Annotated in this window: 16 protein-coding genes and 2 pseudogenes; 13 read left to right on the top strand and 5 right to left on the bottom strand. The window is 58.9% G+C overall.

The window, feature by feature from the left end; all coding sequences use genetic code 11:
- Nucleotides 1-22: 22 nt before the first annotated feature.
- Nucleotides 23-907, bottom strand: coding sequence for a GntR family transcriptional regulator (locus ACFFNA_RS06640; RefSeq protein ID WP_378916766.1), 885 nt, complete (start codon nt 905-907; stop codon nt 23-25).
- A gap of 167 nt (nt 908-1,074) precedes the next feature.
- Between ACFFNA_RS06640 and ACFFNA_RS06635 the strand changes: the two genes are divergently transcribed.
- The 4 genes from ACFFNA_RS06635 to ACFFNA_RS06620 all read left to right on the top strand — a co-directional run bounded on the left by ACFFNA_RS06635 (nt 1,075) and on the right by ACFFNA_RS06620 (nt 5,005).
- Entirely contained in the window at nt 1,075-2,127 is a 1,053-nt protein-coding gene (locus tag ACFFNA_RS06635) for an ABC transporter permease (RefSeq protein WP_378916764.1), read from the top strand.
- Nucleotides 2,124-2,909 carry an ATP-binding cassette domain-containing protein gene (locus ACFFNA_RS06630; protein ID WP_378916762.1) on the top strand — a complete coding sequence of 262 codons (786 nt, stop codon included), beginning with the start codon at nt 2,124-2,126 and terminating at the stop codon, nt 2,907-2,909. Before ACFFNA_RS06635 ends, ACFFNA_RS06630 begins: the two co-directional genes overlap by 4 nt.
- 88 nt (nt 2,910-2,997) lie before the next feature.
- Nucleotides 2,998-3,918 (top strand): sugar ABC transporter substrate-binding protein, encoded by a 921-nt coding sequence (locus ACFFNA_RS06625; RefSeq protein WP_378916759.1) that lies wholly within the window; start codon nt 2,998-3,000, stop codon nt 3,916-3,918.
- A gap of 73 nt (nt 3,919-3,991) precedes the next feature.
- Entirely contained in the window at nt 3,992-5,005 is a 1,014-nt protein-coding gene (locus ACFFNA_RS06620) for a zinc-binding alcohol dehydrogenase family protein (protein WP_378916757.1), read from the top strand.
- A 49-nt stretch (nt 5,006-5,054) separates the two neighbouring features.
- Here the strand turns inward: ACFFNA_RS06620 and ACFFNA_RS06615 are convergent, their stop codons facing one another.
- Nucleotides 5,055-6,071 (bottom strand): LysR family transcriptional regulator, encoded by a 1,017-nt coding sequence (locus ACFFNA_RS06615; RefSeq protein ID WP_378916755.1) that lies wholly within the window; start codon nt 6,069-6,071, stop codon nt 5,055-5,057.
- Between the two features lie 30 nt (nt 6,072-6,101).
- On the opposite strand from ACFFNA_RS06615, the gene ACFFNA_RS06610 reads away from it, so the two are divergent.
- The 4 genes from ACFFNA_RS06610 to ACFFNA_RS06595 all read left to right on the top strand — a co-directional run bounded on the left by ACFFNA_RS06610 (nt 6,102) and on the right by ACFFNA_RS06595 (nt 10,697).
- The gene (locus ACFFNA_RS06610) at nt 6,102-6,836 is read left to right on the top strand and encodes an SDR family oxidoreductase (protein ID WP_378916753.1); all 735 of its coding nucleotides are present in this window, start codon (nt 6,102-6,104) and stop codon (nt 6,834-6,836) included.
- Nucleotides 6,837-6,925: 89 nt separating this feature from the next.
- Nucleotides 6,926-7,879, top strand: coding sequence for a sugar-binding protein (locus ACFFNA_RS06605; protein WP_378916751.1), 954 nt, complete (start codon nt 6,926-6,928; stop codon nt 7,877-7,879).
- Between the two features lie 103 nt (nt 7,880-7,982).
- On the top strand, nt 7,983-9,533 hold the full coding sequence (locus ACFFNA_RS06600) for a sugar ABC transporter ATP-binding protein (RefSeq protein WP_378916748.1): 1,551 nt from the start codon (nt 7,983-7,985) through the stop codon (nt 9,531-9,533).
- A 108-nt stretch (nt 9,534-9,641) separates the two neighbouring features.
- Nucleotides 9,642-10,697 (top strand): ABC transporter permease, encoded by a 1,056-nt coding sequence (locus ACFFNA_RS06595; RefSeq protein WP_378916745.1) that lies wholly within the window; start codon nt 9,642-9,644, stop codon nt 10,695-10,697.
- 30 nt (nt 10,698-10,727) lie between these two features.
- Here the strand turns inward: ACFFNA_RS06595 and ACFFNA_RS06590 are convergent.
- A pseudogene (locus tag ACFFNA_RS06590) lies at nt 10,728-10,832 on the bottom strand (ribonuclease activity regulator RraA); the annotation flags it as partial.
- Between ACFFNA_RS06590 and ACFFNA_RS06585 the strand changes: the two are divergent.
- From ACFFNA_RS06585 to ACFFNA_RS06575, 3 genes are all read left to right on the top strand, one after another.
- Entirely contained in the window at nt 10,819-11,166 is a 348-nt protein-coding gene (locus tag ACFFNA_RS06585; RefSeq protein ID WP_378916743.1) for a glutathione binding-like protein, read from the top strand. The pseudogene ACFFNA_RS06590 and the gene ACFFNA_RS06585 overlap by 14 nt on opposite strands.
- Nucleotides 11,129-11,371 carry a glutathione S-transferase C-terminal domain-containing protein gene (locus ACFFNA_RS06580; protein WP_378916741.1) on the top strand — a complete coding sequence of 81 codons (243 nt, stop codon included), beginning with the start codon at nt 11,129-11,131 and terminating at the stop codon, nt 11,369-11,371. Before ACFFNA_RS06585 ends, ACFFNA_RS06580 begins: the two co-directional genes overlap by 38 nt.
- Before the next feature lie 137 nt (nt 11,372-11,508).
- Nucleotides 11,509-11,751 carry a LysR family transcriptional regulator gene (locus tag ACFFNA_RS06575; RefSeq protein WP_378916739.1) on the top strand — a complete coding sequence of 81 codons (243 nt, stop codon included), beginning with the start codon at nt 11,509-11,511 and terminating at the stop codon, nt 11,749-11,751.
- 774 nt (nt 11,752-12,525) lie between these two features.
- Here the strand turns inward: ACFFNA_RS06575 and ACFFNA_RS06570 are convergent.
- Nucleotides 12,526-12,944, bottom strand: a pseudogene (locus tag ACFFNA_RS06570) (RraA family protein); the annotation flags it as partial.
- Between the two features lie 107 nt (nt 12,945-13,051).
- Nucleotides 13,052-14,551 carry a sensor histidine kinase gene (locus tag ACFFNA_RS06565; protein WP_378916736.1) on the bottom strand — a complete coding sequence of 500 codons (1,500 nt, stop codon included), beginning with the start codon at nt 14,549-14,551 and terminating at the stop codon, nt 13,052-13,054.
- Nucleotides 14,552-14,879: 328 nt separating this feature from the next.
- On the opposite strand from ACFFNA_RS06565, the gene ACFFNA_RS06560 reads away from it, so the two are divergent.
- A complete protein-coding gene (locus tag ACFFNA_RS06560; protein ID WP_378916734.1) occupies nt 14,880-16,238 on the top strand; it encodes a sensor histidine kinase in 1,359 nt (452 codons plus the stop codon).
- A 104-nt stretch (nt 16,239-16,342) separates the two neighbouring features.
- Complete coding sequence (locus ACFFNA_RS06555) at nt 16,343-17,506, top strand: sugar ABC transporter substrate-binding protein (RefSeq protein ID WP_378916731.1); 1,164 nt, start codon at nt 16,343-16,345, stop codon at nt 17,504-17,506.
- Nucleotides 17,507-17,585: the final 79 nt, after the last annotated feature.

Below are 17,585 nucleotides of genomic sequence, written 5' to 3'. Positions count from 1 at the left end.
GGCGCGGCTACTTCCGCGTTCATCAAATCAGGGAACGCATCAGCGTTGCCTTTGCCGAAGCGAGATGTGCCTGGCAGGCCTGCTTGATACGCTCGGAATCGCGGCTTTCGAGCGCATCGATATAGGCAACATGCTCGAGGATTGCAGCCTGGTTGCGCTGCTTTTCATCCTGCTTGTTCCACTGGTAGTGGTAGTGAAAAATGAAGCTGATGATATCGTAGAAATCGTCGATGAAGCGGTTCGGCGAAGCCTCGTTTACGAGCCGATGAAAGCGGTTGTCGAGGCCGGAAAAGTCGTGGAAGCGGATTTCAATTCGCTTCAGCAGTTCGGTATGTGCAATCTTGAGCACGGCGAGCTTGTCCCACAGGGGAGACGTGTCGGGCTGCCGTGAAAACAGATGCGCCGAGCGCAGCTCAAACATCACCCGGATCTCGAACAGCTCAAGTGCGAAATCCTCGGTGAAGCCCTTGAAAAGCCAGCCCGTATTCGGCCTCTTCTCGATCAGCCCAAACCGGCTGAAGCGGATCAGGAACTCCCTGATACCGTTGGTCGCCACGCCGAATTGCCGCGCCAACTCAAGCTCGTTGATGCTGGTGCCGGGTCTGGTGTCACCCCGCAGCATCCACTCCATGAATTGCTGTTCGACATGCTTGGCACGCGGGGTGGTTTCGTCGTCGGGATAGCAGTCAATTTCGTCGACCGCCTGTCCTGCCACCCGGATGCCGTTGCGCACAGTAACGAGTTCGCGGCGACCAAGTTCTTGCAGAACCTTTCGGATGGTGGTGCGGCTGACGCCGATCAGCCGTCTCAACTCATTCTCGGAGGGGAGTTCCCCGGCCAGTTGTCCATCGCGCAGCATAATCGCAGTTCGATTGAAGGCCTTCTTGTAGACGGTGTCGGTTCTCATCCCACCTTCCTCCAAACAATACCTTGTCCTTTCTAGCATGAACTTTATCCATAAAAAACAACTTGACCCAGACGCGCTCGTTGTTTTTTATCGATAAGAAGAGAACCAAGTACGATCTGAATTTTTAACGACGCGGCTCGCACAGGGCCTCGGCGGGGAGGGGATCTTTGCCTGAAACGGGAACCACCGGCACCACTGTCGGCGAGGCCGCATTGACAGCGCCCAGGAAGCAGGAAGCCGTTCCCGGCCTTGCTCTTGGTCTGGCCTTGCTGAGCGCTGGTCCGGTCGTCATCCTGTTGTTGCTGATCATCGTTCTCAGTTTTCTGTCGCCCTATTTCCTGACAGGGCGCAACCTCAGCAACATCCTCGCCCAGACCGCCGTCATCTCGGTTGTGGCGATGGGCCAGCATCTGGTCATCCTGACACGCGGGATCGATCTCTCCGTCGGCTCGAACCTTGCATTGGCTTCCGTCGTCGGCGCGCTCAGCTTTCATGCCGGCGCTCCCGCCTTCGTGGTGATCGCGGTCATGGTTAGCTGCGGTGCGGCGGTGGGCGCCATCAACGGGCTCTTCTATGTCTTCGGCCGGCTACCGCACCCTTTCATCATCACGCTGGCGACGTTGAGCATCGCCAAGGGCCTGGCGCTCCAATTGGCCGATGGGCGCGCCATCCCGGGAATGCCGCCTGCCATCGATGCGCTTGGCCGCGAGGCGGTCTGGGGTCTGCCTGGATCGGTCTTTGTCGTTGCAGGCGTTGCCGCAGTCCTTTTGGTCATGGCCAAGACCATGGTCTGGGGGCGGTGGATTTACGCCGTCGGCGGTCGACCCGACGCCGCCGTGCGCATGGGCATTCCCGTGTCCTGGGTCCTGGTCTCGGTCTATGTGATCTCGGGGCTGTGCGCTGGCATTGGTGCCGTCATTCTTACCGGCCGTACCGACGCCGGGTCGCCCTTGTTCGGCAATCTGCTTGAACTGGATACGATTGCGGCGGTGATCATCGGCGGTGCCAGTTTCCTCGGCGGCCGCGGCCATCTCGGCCATGCCTTGATCGGCGCCATCATGATCGGCGTCATCCGCAACGCGCTCAACCTGCTCAACGTCAACGTCTTTTTCCAGCTCATCGTCATCGGCGTCGTCATCGTCATAGCCGTCGAGTCCGACGTGCTGCGCAACTATCTCGAAGGGCGTGTGCGTGTCATGCAGGCCGGGAGGCAGTCATGAGCGCTGTTGCGGCCAACGTCGATCATGCGGCCACCGCTGACTATCCAGTGCTGGCGGTGCGTGGTGCCACCAAGCGCTTCGGCTCGGTTGTGGCGCTGGACGATGTCAGCATCGAGGTCGGACGCGGCGAGATCCTCGGGCTTCTCGGCGACAACGGGGCCGGCAAGTCGACGTTGACCAAGTGTATCAGCGGCGTCCATCAACTCGACACCGGCGCCATCGTTCTCGACGGTGTGCAAACGCAGATCCGCTCGCCGGCGGATGCGCGCTTTGCCGGCATCGAGACCGTCTACCAGGATCTGGCGCTGTTCGACAATCTGACGCCGGGACAGAACTTCTTTGCCGGTCGCGAACTGGCCTGGCCGCAATGGCTTCCACGCGGCCTGCGATTTCTTCAACAGCGCAAGATGGACGCCGAGACCCGCGTTTTATTGACAAACCTCAAGGTTACGCTGCCGCGGCTGGACGCCGTCGTCGCCATGATGTCGGGCGGTCAAAGGCAGGCCATCGCCGTGGCCCGGTCGACCGTGTTCGCCCGAAAGGTTGTCATTCTGGACGAGCCGACCGCCGCCCTTGGCCTGCGTGAATCACGCCAAGTGCTCAACCTGGTCGCAGCGCTCCGCGACCAGGGCAACGCCGTCATCCTGATCACCCACAATATGGAACATGTCGTCGAGCTTGCCGATCGCGCCGTGGTGCTTCGCCAGGGCCGCAAGGTTGGTGAACTTGTGCCGACCAAGGACAACAAGCAGGAGCTGGTTTCCATGATCGTTGGAGCCTGATCCGTTCGAAATTTGGGAGCCGTTCCGGTTCGCAAATGCCTGAAGCGGCTTCCGCCGGAAGACGCCTCAATTCCAAGGGAGGAATGGAATGCCAATGAACTCAAAACTGTTCGCTGGGCTGGCGATCGCCGTTGCGTTTGCGATGCCGGCTTCGGCCGCCGACAAGATCAAGGTCGGCCTGATTACGAAATTCCCGGTGCCGTTCTACTCGACCATGGAGGATGCCGCCAAGAAATACGCGGCCGCTCATCCCGAGATCGAGCTGGTCACCGGCCAGGGCCAGGCGGCTACCGACATCGAAGGCCAGATCGCGCTGATCGAATCCATGATCACCCAAGGCGTCAAGGGACTGGCGATCACTCCGGTCGATCCGACCGTTGCGCCGGCACTCGACAAGGCGGTCGCTGCCGGCATCAAGGTGGTTCTGGTCGACAACAGCATTCCTGACTGGAAAGGTCAGACAGCACTGGTTTCGACCAACAATCTCAATGGCGGCAAGATCGCCGGAGAGTACCTGAAGACCGTGCTCAAGAGCGGCGACAAGATCGGCATCCTGCAGGGTGTCCCCGGTGTGCCGGCGCTGGACGACCGTGTCACCGGCATGATGGAGGGCCTTGGCGACGTCAAGGTCGAGGTCGTCGGCAAGGGCGCAACCAATTGCACGCTCGAACTCGGTACGTCAGTGACCGAAGACATCCTGACCGCCAATCCCGATCTCAAGGCGATCTACTCGGCTTGTGGCCCGCCAATCCCGGGCGCCGTCAAATCGATCAGCAATGCCGGCATTGCCAACGACAAGATCATCCTGGTCGGCTTCGACGCCTGCTGCGGTGAGATCGAAGCGATCAAGTCGGGCGCGGAAGATGCCAGCGTTGCGCAATTTCCGGCAAAGATGGGCGAGCTTGGCATCGACACTGTCGTCAAGGCGATCCGCGGGGAGGCTGTCGAGGCCAATGTGGATACCGGCGCCGGCCTCGTGACGCTGCAGAACGTCAAGGACTTCGAATAGGCCCCACACCTTGGCCCGGCGGTCATCCCAGCCGCCGGGTCCTTTTTTGGAATATTTCAGGAAGATGGTCCGCATGAAAGCGCTCGTATGCCGAAAGCCCGGCGAATTGATCTTCGAAGATCGCGCCGCGCCCGGCCGGCCGGTCGTCGGATGGGCGCTGGTCAGCATCAGCCATGTCGGCATCTGTGGCACCGACTACCACATTTTCGAAGGCAAGCATCCCTACCTTGCCTATCCGCGCATCATGGGCCACGAACTCTCTGGCACCGTTACCTCGGTAGGCGAAGGCGTCGCCATCGAGGTTGGCGAGCGGGTCGTCGTAAATCCCTATTTTGCCTGCGGCAAATGCATTGCGTGCCGTCACGACAAGCCGAATTGCTGCGTATCGATCGAAGTGTTGGGCGTTCATCGCGACGGCGGCATGTGTGAAGAATTGCTGGTACCGGCGGGCAACCTCTATCCGGTCGCGGGTCTGTCGCTCGTTGACGCGGCAGCTGTCGAATTCCTGGCGATCGGCGCCCACGCGGTGAGGCGCTCCAGGCTTGCTGCTGGAGTGCGTACGCTGGTCATCGGCGCCGGGCCTATCGGACTGGGTACGGCATTGTTTGCGCGTATTGCCGGCCAAGCGGTGACGATCATGGACATGAGCAGGGAACGGCTCGACTTCGCCGAAGGTCAACTCGGCTTTCCCGTCATGGATGCTGCTTCGGCATCACCCGCCGACATGGTGCTGGAGCGAACCGATAACGATTGCTTCGACCTTGTCTTCGATGCGACCGGCAGCAAGGCCTCGATACAAGCCGCGTTCGGCTACGTGGCCCATGGCGGCGCCTTGATAATGGTAAGCGTCATCAAGGACGAGATCAGCTTCTCCGACCCCGAATTCCACAAACGCGAGATGATGTTGATCGGCAGCCGCAACGCGCTTCGCGTCGACTTTGACCACGTCATGGCGGCGATGCACGACGGCGCCATTCCCGTGGCCAAGCTCATAACGCACCACACGACCCTTCAGAACAGTCCGCACGATATTTCGCGTTGGGCACATGAGAAGTCGGGGCTTATCAAGGCCGTGATTGCCTTCTAGCCGACCAAAAGTTCGGACCCTAGCCTGGCGCCAGCACGCCTGCTTGGCGTTACGTCTCGAAGAAAGTGAGAAGCTCGAGAAAGGCCCGTGCAGCGCCGTTGACTGGAGCCGACCCTTCACCGCGCAAGTGAGCCACCACCAGTTCCCAGCAGATGACGGGCTCGGCCATCTCCGAAATGGCGATCCTGGGTGTGCGCATCTCGGCAATCGTTTCGGGCAAGAGGGCGATACCAAGACCTTTGCTGACCAGGTCGATGATCGTCTCGACATCCGTGACGTCGAAAACGGTTCGCCTTTGGAAGCCAGCCAGGCCGAACGCTCTATCGATCAGAGGTCGAGTGCCCCAGCCAATCTCGAAATCCACGAAGGGGTAACCAACCAGTTCGTCAAGGCTCACCTCACGCCGTCCGGCGAGCGGATGGTTCGGAGGTGCGGCGACAACCATGTCCTCGCAGGCGACCATCCTGGTGACAATGTCGTCGGGCGGATCAAGCAGCGGCAGGAAGGCAAGGTCCAACTGTCCGGCTCGAAGCTGTCCCATCAGCCCTGCAGGATCACCTTGCCTCAGGCGGACTTCTATTCCGGAGTTCGTGCCGTGAAAGCGCGAGATGAGGGATGGCAAATCGAGAAAAGCCGGCAGGCTGTGGACGGTGCCAATAGAAAGCGAGCCGCTTCGCAGGCCTTCGATATCCGCGACGGATTCGCGACCGACATCGATCACCCTCAGGACCTCGCGCGCCTTTTCCAGGAAAACCTGCCCCGCAGGCGTCAACTGAATCTGTCGCGTGCTGCGCACAAAAAGCCGCGCCTGGAGATCTTCCTCGAGTGTTCGAATCGAGGTCGACAGGGCCGACTGGACGATGTGGATCCGCTCTGCCGCGCGCGTGAAACTCCGCTCCTCGGCGACGGCGATGAAATGCTGGAGCTGTCGCAACTCCATCCTGTCTCTCCATTTATCTACGCAGTAGATCGATGCGATCTGTACTATCTGTTGGACGCATAAACAACGGTAGATCATGCTTCTTTTGAGCTTGAGATAAATCTCTGGCAAGCCGATGTCGCGCACCGCGAATTCAGATCAAGAAGAGGAGCTGTTGTGCCGGGGAAACTTGCAGGCAAGGTTGCCATCATATCGGGTGCCAGTTCTGGCATCGGGCAGGCAAGCGCGCGTAGCTTGGCACGCGAAGGAGCTCGCCTCGTTCTTTCCGCGCGCCGGCGCGAGCGGCTCGATGCCCTAATCGAGGAAATCCGTGCGCTCGGCAGTGACGCGTTCGCAGTCATCGGCGACGCGCGTGACGAGGCGACGGCGGTCAACACTGTAGCGGCAGCCAAAAAGGCGTTCGGCCGCATCGATATCCTCATCAACAATGTTGGCGTCGGCAACTACAAGCCGCTGATCGACACCAGTCTTGAGGACTACGTCGAGATGATGGACGTGAATGTCCGCTCCACATTCCTTTTTACCCGCCATGTCGTGCCCGTCATGATCGAACTGCGCGGAGGTATCGTCCTGATGATTTCCTCGATGGCAGGCGTCTACGGCTTCCCCGGTGAGGCCGTCTATTGCGCCACGAAGTTTGCCCAGGTCGGCCTCGCGCAGGGACTGGACAAGGAGTTGCGGCCCCATGGAATCAAGGTGGGCACGATCTGTCCCGGCGGCGTGAAGACAGAATTCGCGATCGGCAAGGGGCGTACGGACGCAAGCGTCCGGGAATCGCAGATGCTGGAAGCGGACGACGTCGCGTCAGCCGTGCTCTTCGCCTGCACTCAACCGGCGGGCTCGCGCATCATTCAGGTTCAGATGCGCACGATGGCGGAGGCGCTCACTTGACGTGAGCCTATGCCAACCGGGTACACGCCGGACCGATTTGGAGGAAGCGCCGGCACTTAAGCCGGTTCTATAAAAGGGGAGAGCATGACATGAAATACAAGAGTCTCGTCGCTGCGGGCGCAGCGGTTGCCCTGTTGTTTTCCAGTGCAGCTTGGGCTGGAGACAAGAAGATGATTGTCTGGGTCCCGAACGGGGCATCGGATTTCTGGAAGCTTGCGGAAGCCGGTATGCGCAAGGCGCAGACGGAACTGCCTGATTTCGATCTCGAATGGAAATATCCCGAACGCGCGGACGCTGCTATCCAGCAGCGCCTGATCGAGGATCTGGCCGCGGCAGGTGCCGACGCGATTGCCGTGTCGCCACTCAACCCGAAGACACAGACCGATGCGTTCAACAAGATCGGCTCGCAACTGCCGCTCTTCACGTTCGACAGCGACGCAGCGGATTCCAAGCGCGTTTTCTATATCGGTTCGTCCAACACCGAGCTCGGCAAGAATGCCGGCGAAGTCGCGGTCAAGGCAATGCCCAAAGGCGGCAAGTGCATGGGCTTCGTCGGCAACACCGGTGCTGACAATGCCCGTGAGCGCATCGAGGGTTTCAAAGCCGTAGCCGGCCCGCACAATATCGAACTGGTCGACGTTCGAACCGACGACCACGATCAGACCCGCGCCCGCGCCAATGTAGACGACACTTTGGTCGCGCATGGGGAAATCGACTGCATGGTTGGCTTCTATTCCTACAACCCGCCGAAGATTTACGAGTCGCTGCGCGACAACGGCAAGCTGGGCCAGATTACCGTTATCGCGTTCGACGAAGATCCGATTACGCTCGGCGCGGTCAAGGATGGCTCCTTCGCCGGCACGGTCGTGCAGCAGCCCTTCGAATGGGCATACCAAGGCAGCAAAATGTTTGCGGCCTACCTGAACGGCGACAAGTCGGTTGTACCGGCCAACGGCGTCGACATCATCCCTGGAAAGATCATCACCAAGGACAATGTTGATGAGTTCAAGGCCGATCTCAAGGCGAAGTTGAGTTCCCAGTGAAGCTGAAATGCCAGCGAATCTGGGGCCCGCAGTCCAACAAAGCTCTGATACGTCTTTGCGCTTCGGCAGTATCAGGACCTCCCGGGACTGCGGGCACTCCATCTTGAACGATGCGTTCCCGACACCCGTTTCGCCTGAGGCCACGCAATTGGACGAACCGTTCCTGAGGCTCGCCGGGATTTCGAAATCGTATCCCGGCGTCCTGGCGCTGTCCGACTTTTCGATGGAGGTGCGGCCTGGAGAGGTTATAGGTCTCGTTGGCGAAAACGGGGCTGGCAAATCCACCCTGATGAAGATTCTGGGCGGCATTGTTGCGCCCGATCGTGGTTTCATCGAAATTGACGGGGTAACCCACCCGGCGTTGGCGATTTCAGCGTCGATGGATGCGGGCATCGCCTTCGTCCACCAAGAGCTGAACCTGTTCGAGAATCTTGACGTCGCCGCCAATGTCTTTGTGGGCCGGGAGCCTCGGACCCACGGATTCCTCAACATCATCGATAATGCAAAACTGCATGCGATGGTTCGGCCCTACCTTGACCGGCTGGGCGCCAACTTCCCCTCATCCGCTCCGGTCTCCAGCCTTTCTCTGGCCCAGCGACAACTGGTCGAAATCGCCAAGGCGCTGAGCCTGAACGCCAGGCTGGTGATCCTTGACGAGCCGACATCGAGCCTGCCTGTCGCCGAGACCGAGAAGCTGCTCAAGGTGATTTCCGGGCTGAAGGCCAATGGCATCGCGGTGATGTTTGTCTCGCACCGGCTCAATGAGGTGGTGCAGGCCAGCGACCGTGTGATCGTGCTGCGTGATGGCCATCTCGTAGGCCACCTCGAAGGCAAGGCCATCACCCATGATGCGATGGTCAAGCTGATGGTTGGCCGCGACCTGAAGGTCGGTTATGACGCGCCGGCGAAGGTACGCGGCGAGGTGGCACTCTCCGTCCAGAACCTCAGGACCAACACTTTCCCTTTCTCGCAAGTGAGTGTTGATTTCCACCGCGGCGAAATCCTCGGCCTAGCCGGGCTGGTTGGCGCGGGCAGAACCGAACTTGCGCATGCGCTGTTCGGTGTCGATCGCAACGAAGGCGGCACCGTTTTCCTCGACGGCGTGCCGGTGCGCTTTGCATCTTCCGCCGAAGCGGTGAAGGCCGGCGTCTATCTTGTTCCCGAGGATCGCAAGCGGACGGGCCTGCTGCTCGATCTCGCGATTACCCAGAATATCACGCTGCCGAACCTTGGCGCCTATGTGCGAGGTATCACGGTATCAAACGCCGCAGAGCGGGAACAGGCCGAGCGAAGCCGCAGCGAACTCGACATTCGCGCACCGAATGTCGGGGTGCTCACCAGCTCGCTCTCTGGGGGGAACCAGCAAAAAGTTGTCCTTGCCAAATGGCTGGGGATGAAGCCGCGGGTCATCATATTTGACGAGCCGACTCGCGGCATCGACATCGGTGCCAAATCTGAAATCTATCGGCTGATGCGTTCGCTTGCCGATGCCGGCGTTGCCGTCGTGATGATCTCTTCGGACATGGAGGAAGTGATCGGGGTTTCCGATCGCGTGGCGGTCATGCACCAGGGTGGTATCTCGGGCATTCTCGCTCGGGACCAGTGCAGCGAGGAAAACATCCTCAGGCTCGCGGTTGGAGACTGGCAACGCTGACAGCAAGCCAATCTGGCTTTCGTTGCAGCCTCCAACGGAAGATCTCGCCAACAGCCACAATCATGGCGCTCGCAAAAGCGCTTCCGGGACAATTCGTGGGGACGATCAATGCTGAATCTCAAAAAAGACGCAGGGCTTTTTGTCCTCATCATGGTGGTGGGTACGGTCGTGGCTGTCATAAACCCACGCTTTCTTTCGCCAATCAACATCGCCAACACAGCCAATCTTGTCGGCCTCTTTGGTGTGTTTTCAATTGCCGAGGGATTGGTGATCATTACCGGCGGCATCGATTTGTCCGCAGGCTCGGTCATTGCGCTGCTTGGCGTCATATTCGTAGACCTCATAGCCAATCGCGGGGTGCCGTGGCCGCTGGCGGTGCTGATCGTGGTGTGCATCGGGCTCCTGGTAGGTCTGATTAATGGGTTGCTCATTACCAAGAAACACCTGCAGCCCTTCATCGTGACGCTGTGTGGGCTTCTGATCTATCGCGGGATCGCCCGCTTCTACACCCAGGATGCGACGGCCGGTTTTGCCTACGAAACCCGGTTCGAGGATCTGGAATATCTCACTACCGGCCGCACCGACCTGGTCGCGGTTCTTACCAACAACGCCTACACGTCCATTGCCATTCCGCATTCCTTTGTCTTTCTGCTCGTGCTGGCGGCGGTGATGTGGGTGGTTCTGCACCGCACCGCCTTCGGACGGTATCTCTACGCTGTCGGGAAAAACGAAGAGGCCGCGCGGTTCTCCGGAATCCGTACGGGCCGGGTTATCATCTGCGCCTATGTTATCTGCGCCGGGCTGACGGCGCTGTCTTCCATCTTTCTCGCCATGTACACACGCTCGATCCTGCCGAGCTCGCACGGCAATTTCTACGAGCTCTACGCGATAGCTGCCGCCGTCCTTGGAGGGTTCTCGCTACGTGGCGGCGAGGGCTCGATCATTGGTGTGGTGCTCGGAACGATCCTGCTGCAGGTGCTGCAGAACCTGGTCAATCTTCTGGGCATTCCCTCCTCGCTCAATTTTGCGGTGAGTGGCTCGGTGATCCTTGTCGGGGTGCTTGCCGACCAGGAATACACAGAGTTCCGAAAGCGCCGCGAAGTGATGCGGAGCAGGCTCGCTGCCGCCGAAGGTAGAGCCGCGATGCCCCATCCCGTGAAATAGATGCTCGCGGAAGAGTACTGGTATTCCGTTTCACGATTTGGGGTTGGCTTTCCGCCAAGCCTCGTACTCATCGCTCGCACTTGGGTGCAGCGGATAGTAGCGTTGCAACGATCCGCCCTCCATGAGCTTCACCCTGATGCTCGCCTTCCTCTCAACGGAAATCCACAAGGGCTTCATTCCGCTCTTCTACGCTGCAGGCGACTACCTCGAGATCGCCAGGCCGAAGCTGGAGAAGCGCTACGCGTGGATTAATGAACATCTCGCAAACAAGCCGTTTCTTATGGGCGACACATTCACGGTCGCGGACACGTATTTGTTTGCGTTGACTGGTTGGGGTCAGGCGCCCTGGCTGAAGTCGTACGAGAACGCGCAAATTCGCTTTGACAGTCTTCAGCACCTCCAGAGGCGGCGACGCAGTCCGCAGTGCCTGGATGCTGAAGTTCATCACGGAGGGGCTTCGCGCGTTTGAAACCCTGCTCACGCATCCCTCGACTGGCAGATTCTGTCATGGAGACAGCCCGACCATGGCGGATTTCTGCCTTGTGCCGCAGGTCTACAATGCTGAGCGCTGGGGTGTCGATCTCAAGGACATGCCCCGCATTCGGGCGATCGATTCCAGTTGTGCGGAACTGCCAGCCTTTCGCGCGGCCCATCCGGAAGCGGTAAAGACATGATTGCGAAAGTTCGGGCCGCGCACCTTAAATGTGCGGTGAGAAAGTCATCCACAAAAGTGGCCGGCAATTCGGTGCCAGTGCAATCGTAGGATGGGCGACTCCTGGAAAACGTCATTGATCCCGAGAACCGCGCCAGCATGGTCATAGACGCCGCTGTCGACGGCCAGGGTGTCGCACTCGCCCGCACCAAGCTGGAGGCTTGGGACCTCATCAACGGGCGCCTCGTAAGACCATTCGCCACGGCTCTGCGATTGTCCAAGACCTACTGGATCGTCTGCCCCAAGGCGACGTCGATGCTACCCAAAATCACGAAGTTCCACGACTGGCTGCCGGCCGAGGCCGCTGATGACGTAGGTCGCCTCAAGACGCTCGCTCAATAGATATTCAAAGGCGGGGAGGGCGATCCTGTGCCTGTGCCTGTGCCTGTGCCTGTGCCTTGTCTCCTATCCCGACCCAGTCGACAATCTAGCTTCAAACTTTGTGTAGTGTCGCTGGTTGCTCTGGAGTGATCCTAGACCAACCGCTTTCGTGTGCGCTATGTGTGCAATGAGACCTTAGATAAAGCCGGGTGGCCTTCCGTTGCTGCGGAATAATCGTAAATTGGGCTATGTTTGGGCGGGTGTATCAAGCCAAATTGCCAATCCTTCCAACCGGGCATTGGACGGACTGAGACTTAAAAAAGATAATGAAATGAATAAGATAGAGCGAATAATTGCCATTGCACCTATGATGGATGGGGCGGATAGTTAAATATAATCAGCTAGTTACACGATGTTGTGTGCAAAAATCGCACACGAAAGTTCTGCTTCTCTTCTTTTTTCGTTCCCACGACAGAGTCGCCGACAGCCCTTTTCGGACGCTTTTCTGCCGACGATATTGACCGTTCCAATGCGGATGTTCGCCGAGATATCCGTGAACCTCATTGTCCGCCGCGGCGTCCAGTTGCCTTGGGTTCCTGGAATCTTTTCGAACTTTCTGCCTTGCCCCTCCAGCCGAACTGCGCGGGCTTATGAAGGAAGTTGGAGTGTCTGAATCAGCTGCGGCGCAAACCTGATCGAGACACTTCATCTGGGGTTCGAGTCGGTAGAGCACTACCGCCTTACCCCCCGACTCATCAAACGGCCAGTTTAGGCTTCGCTGCACGGGCTGAGCGATCAGAACCGGCAAGGCGGTCCCTGTTCGTAGATGAGGCACTTGCGCTGCAAACGCTCGCGCATGTCGTTGACATCGAGACTCATTTTGCTCGTGGCGTAGAGGCTTCGCTTTTCTTCTTCCATCGCCTCGCGCTTGGGGGCGATTTCGATGGACCGGTTTCGCGCGGAACCACGCACACGCGGTCGTCATCGGCCACGATCACGTCGCCCGGCCTGATGTGGGCACCGGCGCAGACGATCGTCACCTGGACGTTGCCGAGCGTCTCCTTGGCGGTGCCCTGCGCGCTGATTGCCTTCGACCGGACCGGCAAGCCGGCGTCGATGATCACGCCTCTGATGCCTTGTGCCTTGGCTGACTCGGCCAGCAGGTCGCCGAAATAGCCGTCCTCGCACGGCGAGGTCGGGTGTGCGAGGGCGACGGCTTCCAACGGCTCCGACGAAGCTGCGCCGGCCGACCAATGAATTCGATGGGATACTCGGTCGTTGGTCAAGCATTTGAGCAAAAGCGAGGATGGCCACCGCCGGTTTAGACTGTGTGGACTGTGGAACCGATGGCGGCGAGCGGCGCGACCAACGTCCAGGTCAAGCCGTCCGAATAGTCGAGAGACCCACTGCCGCTAACAGCCTGCGGTGTTACCCGCTCCAGCACCACAGTTCCAAAACCCTTGTGAACCGGCTTTGTCTCAACAGCATAGCCGGTCTCTTTCCACAATAGCGTCAACTGCGGGGCGCAACCGGATGTCGAGCCCACGTCCCAGGTTACCATGACCTTGCCTGTAGACCGTGCCAGTGCGCCGTGGATGGCGGAATTGGTGGCGAGTTCGTGAAACGCTATACCCAGATATTGCGTAGCGCTCGCGGACAACACGACAGATGGCCCTGAGAATTGAACCTGGTCTCGCGCACCAAAAGGCCGTATCTGCGCTGCGAGCAATTCGTTGATCTCCGACCCTCGCCAATCGCCCATCACCAGAAGGTCATGGGACTCGGACAAAGCGGTAATGCGCCGGCGAATTTGGGCTTCAAAGTCTTTTGCGGATGATGCTCTCTTTGTCGTTTCACGGATCATCGACAGGATGACTGAGAATTGGTTTTTGACCCTGTGGTTGACTTCCCGCATCAAGAGACGAATTCGCTGCTCTGCCTCTTTACGGTCGGTTATGTCGAAGCTCACGCCAGAAAACAATAGCGGCTCCCCATCAGCGTCAAGCGAACAACTCCCCTCGGCGAGCACCCAGCGCTCGGTGCCACCCGCCTGCAACAATCGGTATTCTTCGCTAAACAAGCCGCCAGATCTCAAGGCATGACCCACACGCTCCTGAACACGCGGCAAATCCGCTGGATGGATCGCGCGGAAGAACTCCGCGATCGGCGCCCCAGCCTCAGCCTTGACGGGGTCTACGCCATACAGCCGGGCAAATCGCTCATCCGCCACCACTCGATCTTTCTGGACATCCCAATCCCAAGTTCCGATACCACGGCCGGCTGACAGAGCCATCTGTAGCCGCTTGGCGCTGGCAGCCAACCTCTCTGCCGCAACGATCTGCGGAGTTGTCTCCGAGCAGATGACCAAAACGCCCCCGATGCCGTTCCTGGCGTCGACGTCATCGATGGGGCCAAAGCTATAAGTCCAATAGACATTCTCCCGAATGCCGTTGCGGGTGATTGGAACGAGGGCATTTTCGTGCCAGGTCGCACCCCGCCCCTCCATTACTTGTGCAATCTGAGGCCCGATGATCGGCCAGATTTCTTCCCATACCTCGCGAGCGGGCCGCCCAAGCGACGAAGGATGGCGTTCAGTCCCTATCGATAGCCGATAGGCGTCGTTGTAAAAACAGATCCCTGAGTCTCCCCAGAAAATATACATCGGATGACCGGTGTTAAGGAGGATTCTAACAGCAGTTCGCAGGCTCTGAGGCCATTGTTCCGGGATTCCAACTGGACTGGACGCCCAGTCGTGAGAGCGCATGTAGGCTCCCATTTCCCCACCGCCTCTTAGGAAATCAGCGCCGCTGTCGTCGTGCATGAAAGCGTTCTCGCCCCTAAGGCCCAGCTCTACAAAGCAAGTAGCGCGTGAGGCAGATATGTCTATGGCAGCGATGTCCTCGCGTTCGCGATGGGACTTCAGAAGGCCGCTAAGCGTTCCCGAGCTATGAACGCGCCCACGACATCCATGTTAACGAAAGCTTCGCTGCACACGATCAAGGCAGTTGATCTCCACGGCAATCGGGCTGCTGCTGGTGGGGCGCTTAAAAAGTTTGGTCCCAATCGCCGGACGGGCGTCATTCGAGACGGTTGATTAGCACTCACTACATGATGGCGCATCGTGCAGAAATCGGGCAGGAGTAGTCCCAATGCCCATTTCCGGCCGCCACCTCGTACGATTCACCTCGACTGCGTTATTAGTCGGCTTTCTGGCCCTGATGGCTATTGTCGCGATGAACTTTTGGCTGGGCGAGAGGGCGCAATCCTATTTTGACGATGCTATCGCTGCCCGCGACACGCGGGTGGCGGCCGTCGAATTGAGAAATGCCATGCAGACGGCAGAGTCTAGTCAACGGGGCTTCATTATCACCGGAAACGAGATCTATCTCGCACCCTATCAGTCCGCAAAGACCCAGGCGCAACGTCATCTGCAGGCGTTGCAGACCCTGCTGCTCTCTTACCCAAATTCGGATTTGGCACTCAAGCGACTGTCATCAATTCTCACCACCAAGTTCGACGAGTTCGATAGGACGATAGCCCTCAAACGAGACCAGCGTGACGACGAAGTCTTGGCGATTGTCCGTACGAACAAAGGGAAAGCCCTTACTGACGAAGCCAATGTCTTTTTTTCTGGGATCATTGGAAGTGCGGACGACCGCCTGACGTCCGGCGTCGCTGAACAACGCGCCAATACCGGATTGCTTCGGCTGGTTTCAGCGATCGGCGCGCTTGTCATCGTCGCCGTGGTTGCTGGAGCAGCTTATGGTGTCGCCCGCTACACACAGGAACTGCGTAGGACTGGCGACGAGGTCAACTTGTTCAACAGCGAACTTGAACAGCGCGTTGCCGCTCGTACAACGGATTTGGCACAAGCCCGCGATCGTGCCGAAGTCCTGCTGTCCGAGGTCAATCACAGGGTCGCCAATAGCCTGGCTCTGGTGTCTTCGTTGGTGAACCTGCAGTCAAAGGCTCTGGGGGATCGTGCATCCAAGGACGCGCTCGCCGAAACGCAGGATCGCATCTTTGCGATCTCGCTTGTACACCGGCGGCTCTACGGCTCCAGCGACGTGCGCTCAGTTGCACTGGACGAGTATCTCACTGGGCTACTGGATCACCTCCGCACCTCCTTGCGCAGCCAAAGTCACGGCGTGAATCTGCTATTTGAGATTGAGCCGGTCGAGCTCGAAACCGATGCCAGTATCAACCTCGGCGTGGTGGTAACCGAACTCGTCACCAATGCCTTCAAATATGCCTATCCGGACGGCGTTGGAGAAATCCGTGTCCGGCTTCAAAAGCTGGCCGGGCAGCGGGCGGAGTTAGTGGTCGAGGACGACGGAGTTGGCCGGGCTGATGGCGCACCCGCAAAAGGCACGGGCGTCGGCAGTAAAATTGTCAATGCCATGTGCATCAGCCTAGGCGCCAAGATCGACTATCGACAGCTTCAACCCGGCACCGCTGCCCACTTGGTATTCTCGACGAAACCAAGGCGAACCGCGTCAGTACAGTAGACCGCGAGCGCACAAGGTGGAACACTTGAATGCGTTGACATGTGGAGCGTGGCTTGGCTGATTCCACGACTCGTGTCAGTCGGCAACCAAGGGAGGGAGCTGTAATGCCATCCGATCGAGCCAGGGTCCCATGGGATTGGCTGGTCGCGTCGCGCATTGCCCTCGTGATGACGGTAATGGCGGGCGGCCTTACCCTTGCGAACGCGCAGGAAGGCGGACCGGGCATTACGCAGCGGACCGTGTTCCCGTCCTTCGATCCCAAGGCGCACGCATGCAACCCGCCGCCCGGCCTTACCAAGACCCTCGCGTATGTGCAGGAAAATGAGCGCGACTTCCTGCAAGGAGTCGACCACGGTCTCGCGATGGCTGCGAAAGATCGCGGATTGGAGTATCGCAGAGTCTTAGCGGAAAACGATGCAGCGAAGGCCGTTGAGCACATACAATCCTTTCTCACCGCCAAAATTGGCGGGCTTGTTGCCACATCGCCGGACCCGGCAGCCCTTACCAAACCGCTTCAGAAGGCGATCTGGTCGGGAGCCTTTATTGGCACCATCGTGCCGCCACCGGCTACGTTGCTGCTCAATGCCCCGCAATATGCAACGGGCAAGGTGCTGACGGATGCAGCTATCGCCCATATCAACGCCAAGCTCGGTGGCAAGGCCAATGTGGTCTTGCTGACCCAGGACACGATGGAGTTCTTGGCACCGCGGTTCGAAGCCATGCGCGATGGTCTCAACCAACTTCCCGGGGTGACAATCATCGCCGATATTGCTCCCAAGCCCGTCACAAAAGAAGGCGGTCTGGCCACTATGAAAACCATTCTTCTTGCTAACCAAAAGATCGACGTCGTTCTCGGCGGCGACGCAGTGGTGTTGGGCGCTCTGCAAGCCCTCCGCGAGGCCGGAAAGGATCGACCCGATCAATTCCTCGGCGGGATCGACGGCGAGCCCGAGGCTGTATCCGAAATCAAGAAAGTCGATAGCCCTTACAAGGCAAGCATCTCGCTTTCCTCGCCAGTCTTCGGCTATGCCATGGGAGAGTTTGCCGCCGACTGGCTCGAAGGCAAAAGTATCCCGCAAGCGATGGACATCCTCCCCATCGCGCTCACCAGCGGCAACATTGGCCAGTACGAGGCTGATCTGGCTGACCCGGCGCCCGTTTATGCCGACCAGATGCGTCGGGACGCATACCTCAAGATGTACGGAAACATTTGCTACGACACGCGCGACCAATACGTGAACTTCCCTTGGTCGTCTGAGCAGAAGTAGCCTTGCCGTTTTAACGCTATCATTGTCGCATTAAATTCAAGCACGCTTCGAACGTTGCGGTTGTGAATCGAGCCTGCTC

This window comes from Mesorhizobium kowhaii (assembly GCF_042431665.1).
In the GTDB taxonomy this organism is placed as follows: Bacteria; Pseudomonadota; Alphaproteobacteria; order Rhizobiales; family Rhizobiaceae; genus Mesorhizobium; species Mesorhizobium kowhaii.
The sequence above is the reverse complement of the archived record's forward strand: the minus strand, read 5'-3'. Positions and strand labels throughout refer to the sequence as shown.

Coding starts and splice junctions, on each gene's coding strand:
- ACFFNA_RS06565 (WP_378916736.1), bottom strand. CDS start 14,551: ATGCACGACGACAGCGGCGCTGATTTCCTAAGAGGCGGTGGGGAAATG.
- ACFFNA_RS06630 (WP_378916762.1), top strand. CDS start 2,124: ATGAGCGCTGTTGCGGCCAACGTCGATCATGCGGCCACCGCTGACTAT.
- ACFFNA_RS06580 (WP_378916741.1), top strand. CDS start 11,129: ATGCTGAAGTTCATCACGGAGGGGCTTCGCGCGTTTGAAACCCTGCTC.
- ACFFNA_RS06640 (WP_378916766.1), bottom strand. CDS start 907: ATGAGAACCGACACCGTCTACAAGAAGGCCTTCAATCGAACTGCGATT.
- ACFFNA_RS06575 (WP_378916739.1), top strand. CDS start 11,509: ATGGTCATAGACGCCGCTGTCGACGGCCAGGGTGTCGCACTCGCCCGC.
- ACFFNA_RS06560 (WP_378916734.1), top strand. CDS start 14,880: ATGCCCATTTCCGGCCGCCACCTCGTACGATTCACCTCGACTGCGTTA.
- ACFFNA_RS06605 (WP_378916751.1), top strand. CDS start 6,926: ATGAAATACAAGAGTCTCGTCGCTGCGGGCGCAGCGGTTGCCCTGTTG.
- ACFFNA_RS06625 (WP_378916759.1), top strand. CDS start 2,998: ATGCCAATGAACTCAAAACTGTTCGCTGGGCTGGCGATCGCCGTTGCG.
- ACFFNA_RS06595 (WP_378916745.1), top strand. CDS start 9,642: ATGCTGAATCTCAAAAAAGACGCAGGGCTTTTTGTCCTCATCATGGTG.
- ACFFNA_RS06620 (WP_378916757.1), top strand. CDS start 3,992: ATGAAAGCGCTCGTATGCCGAAAGCCCGGCGAATTGATCTTCGAAGAT.
- ACFFNA_RS06585 (WP_378916743.1), top strand. CDS start 10,819: ATGAGCTTCACCCTGATGCTCGCCTTCCTCTCAACGGAAATCCACAAG.
- ACFFNA_RS06555 (WP_378916731.1), top strand. CDS start 16,343: ATGCCATCCGATCGAGCCAGGGTCCCATGGGATTGGCTGGTCGCGTCG.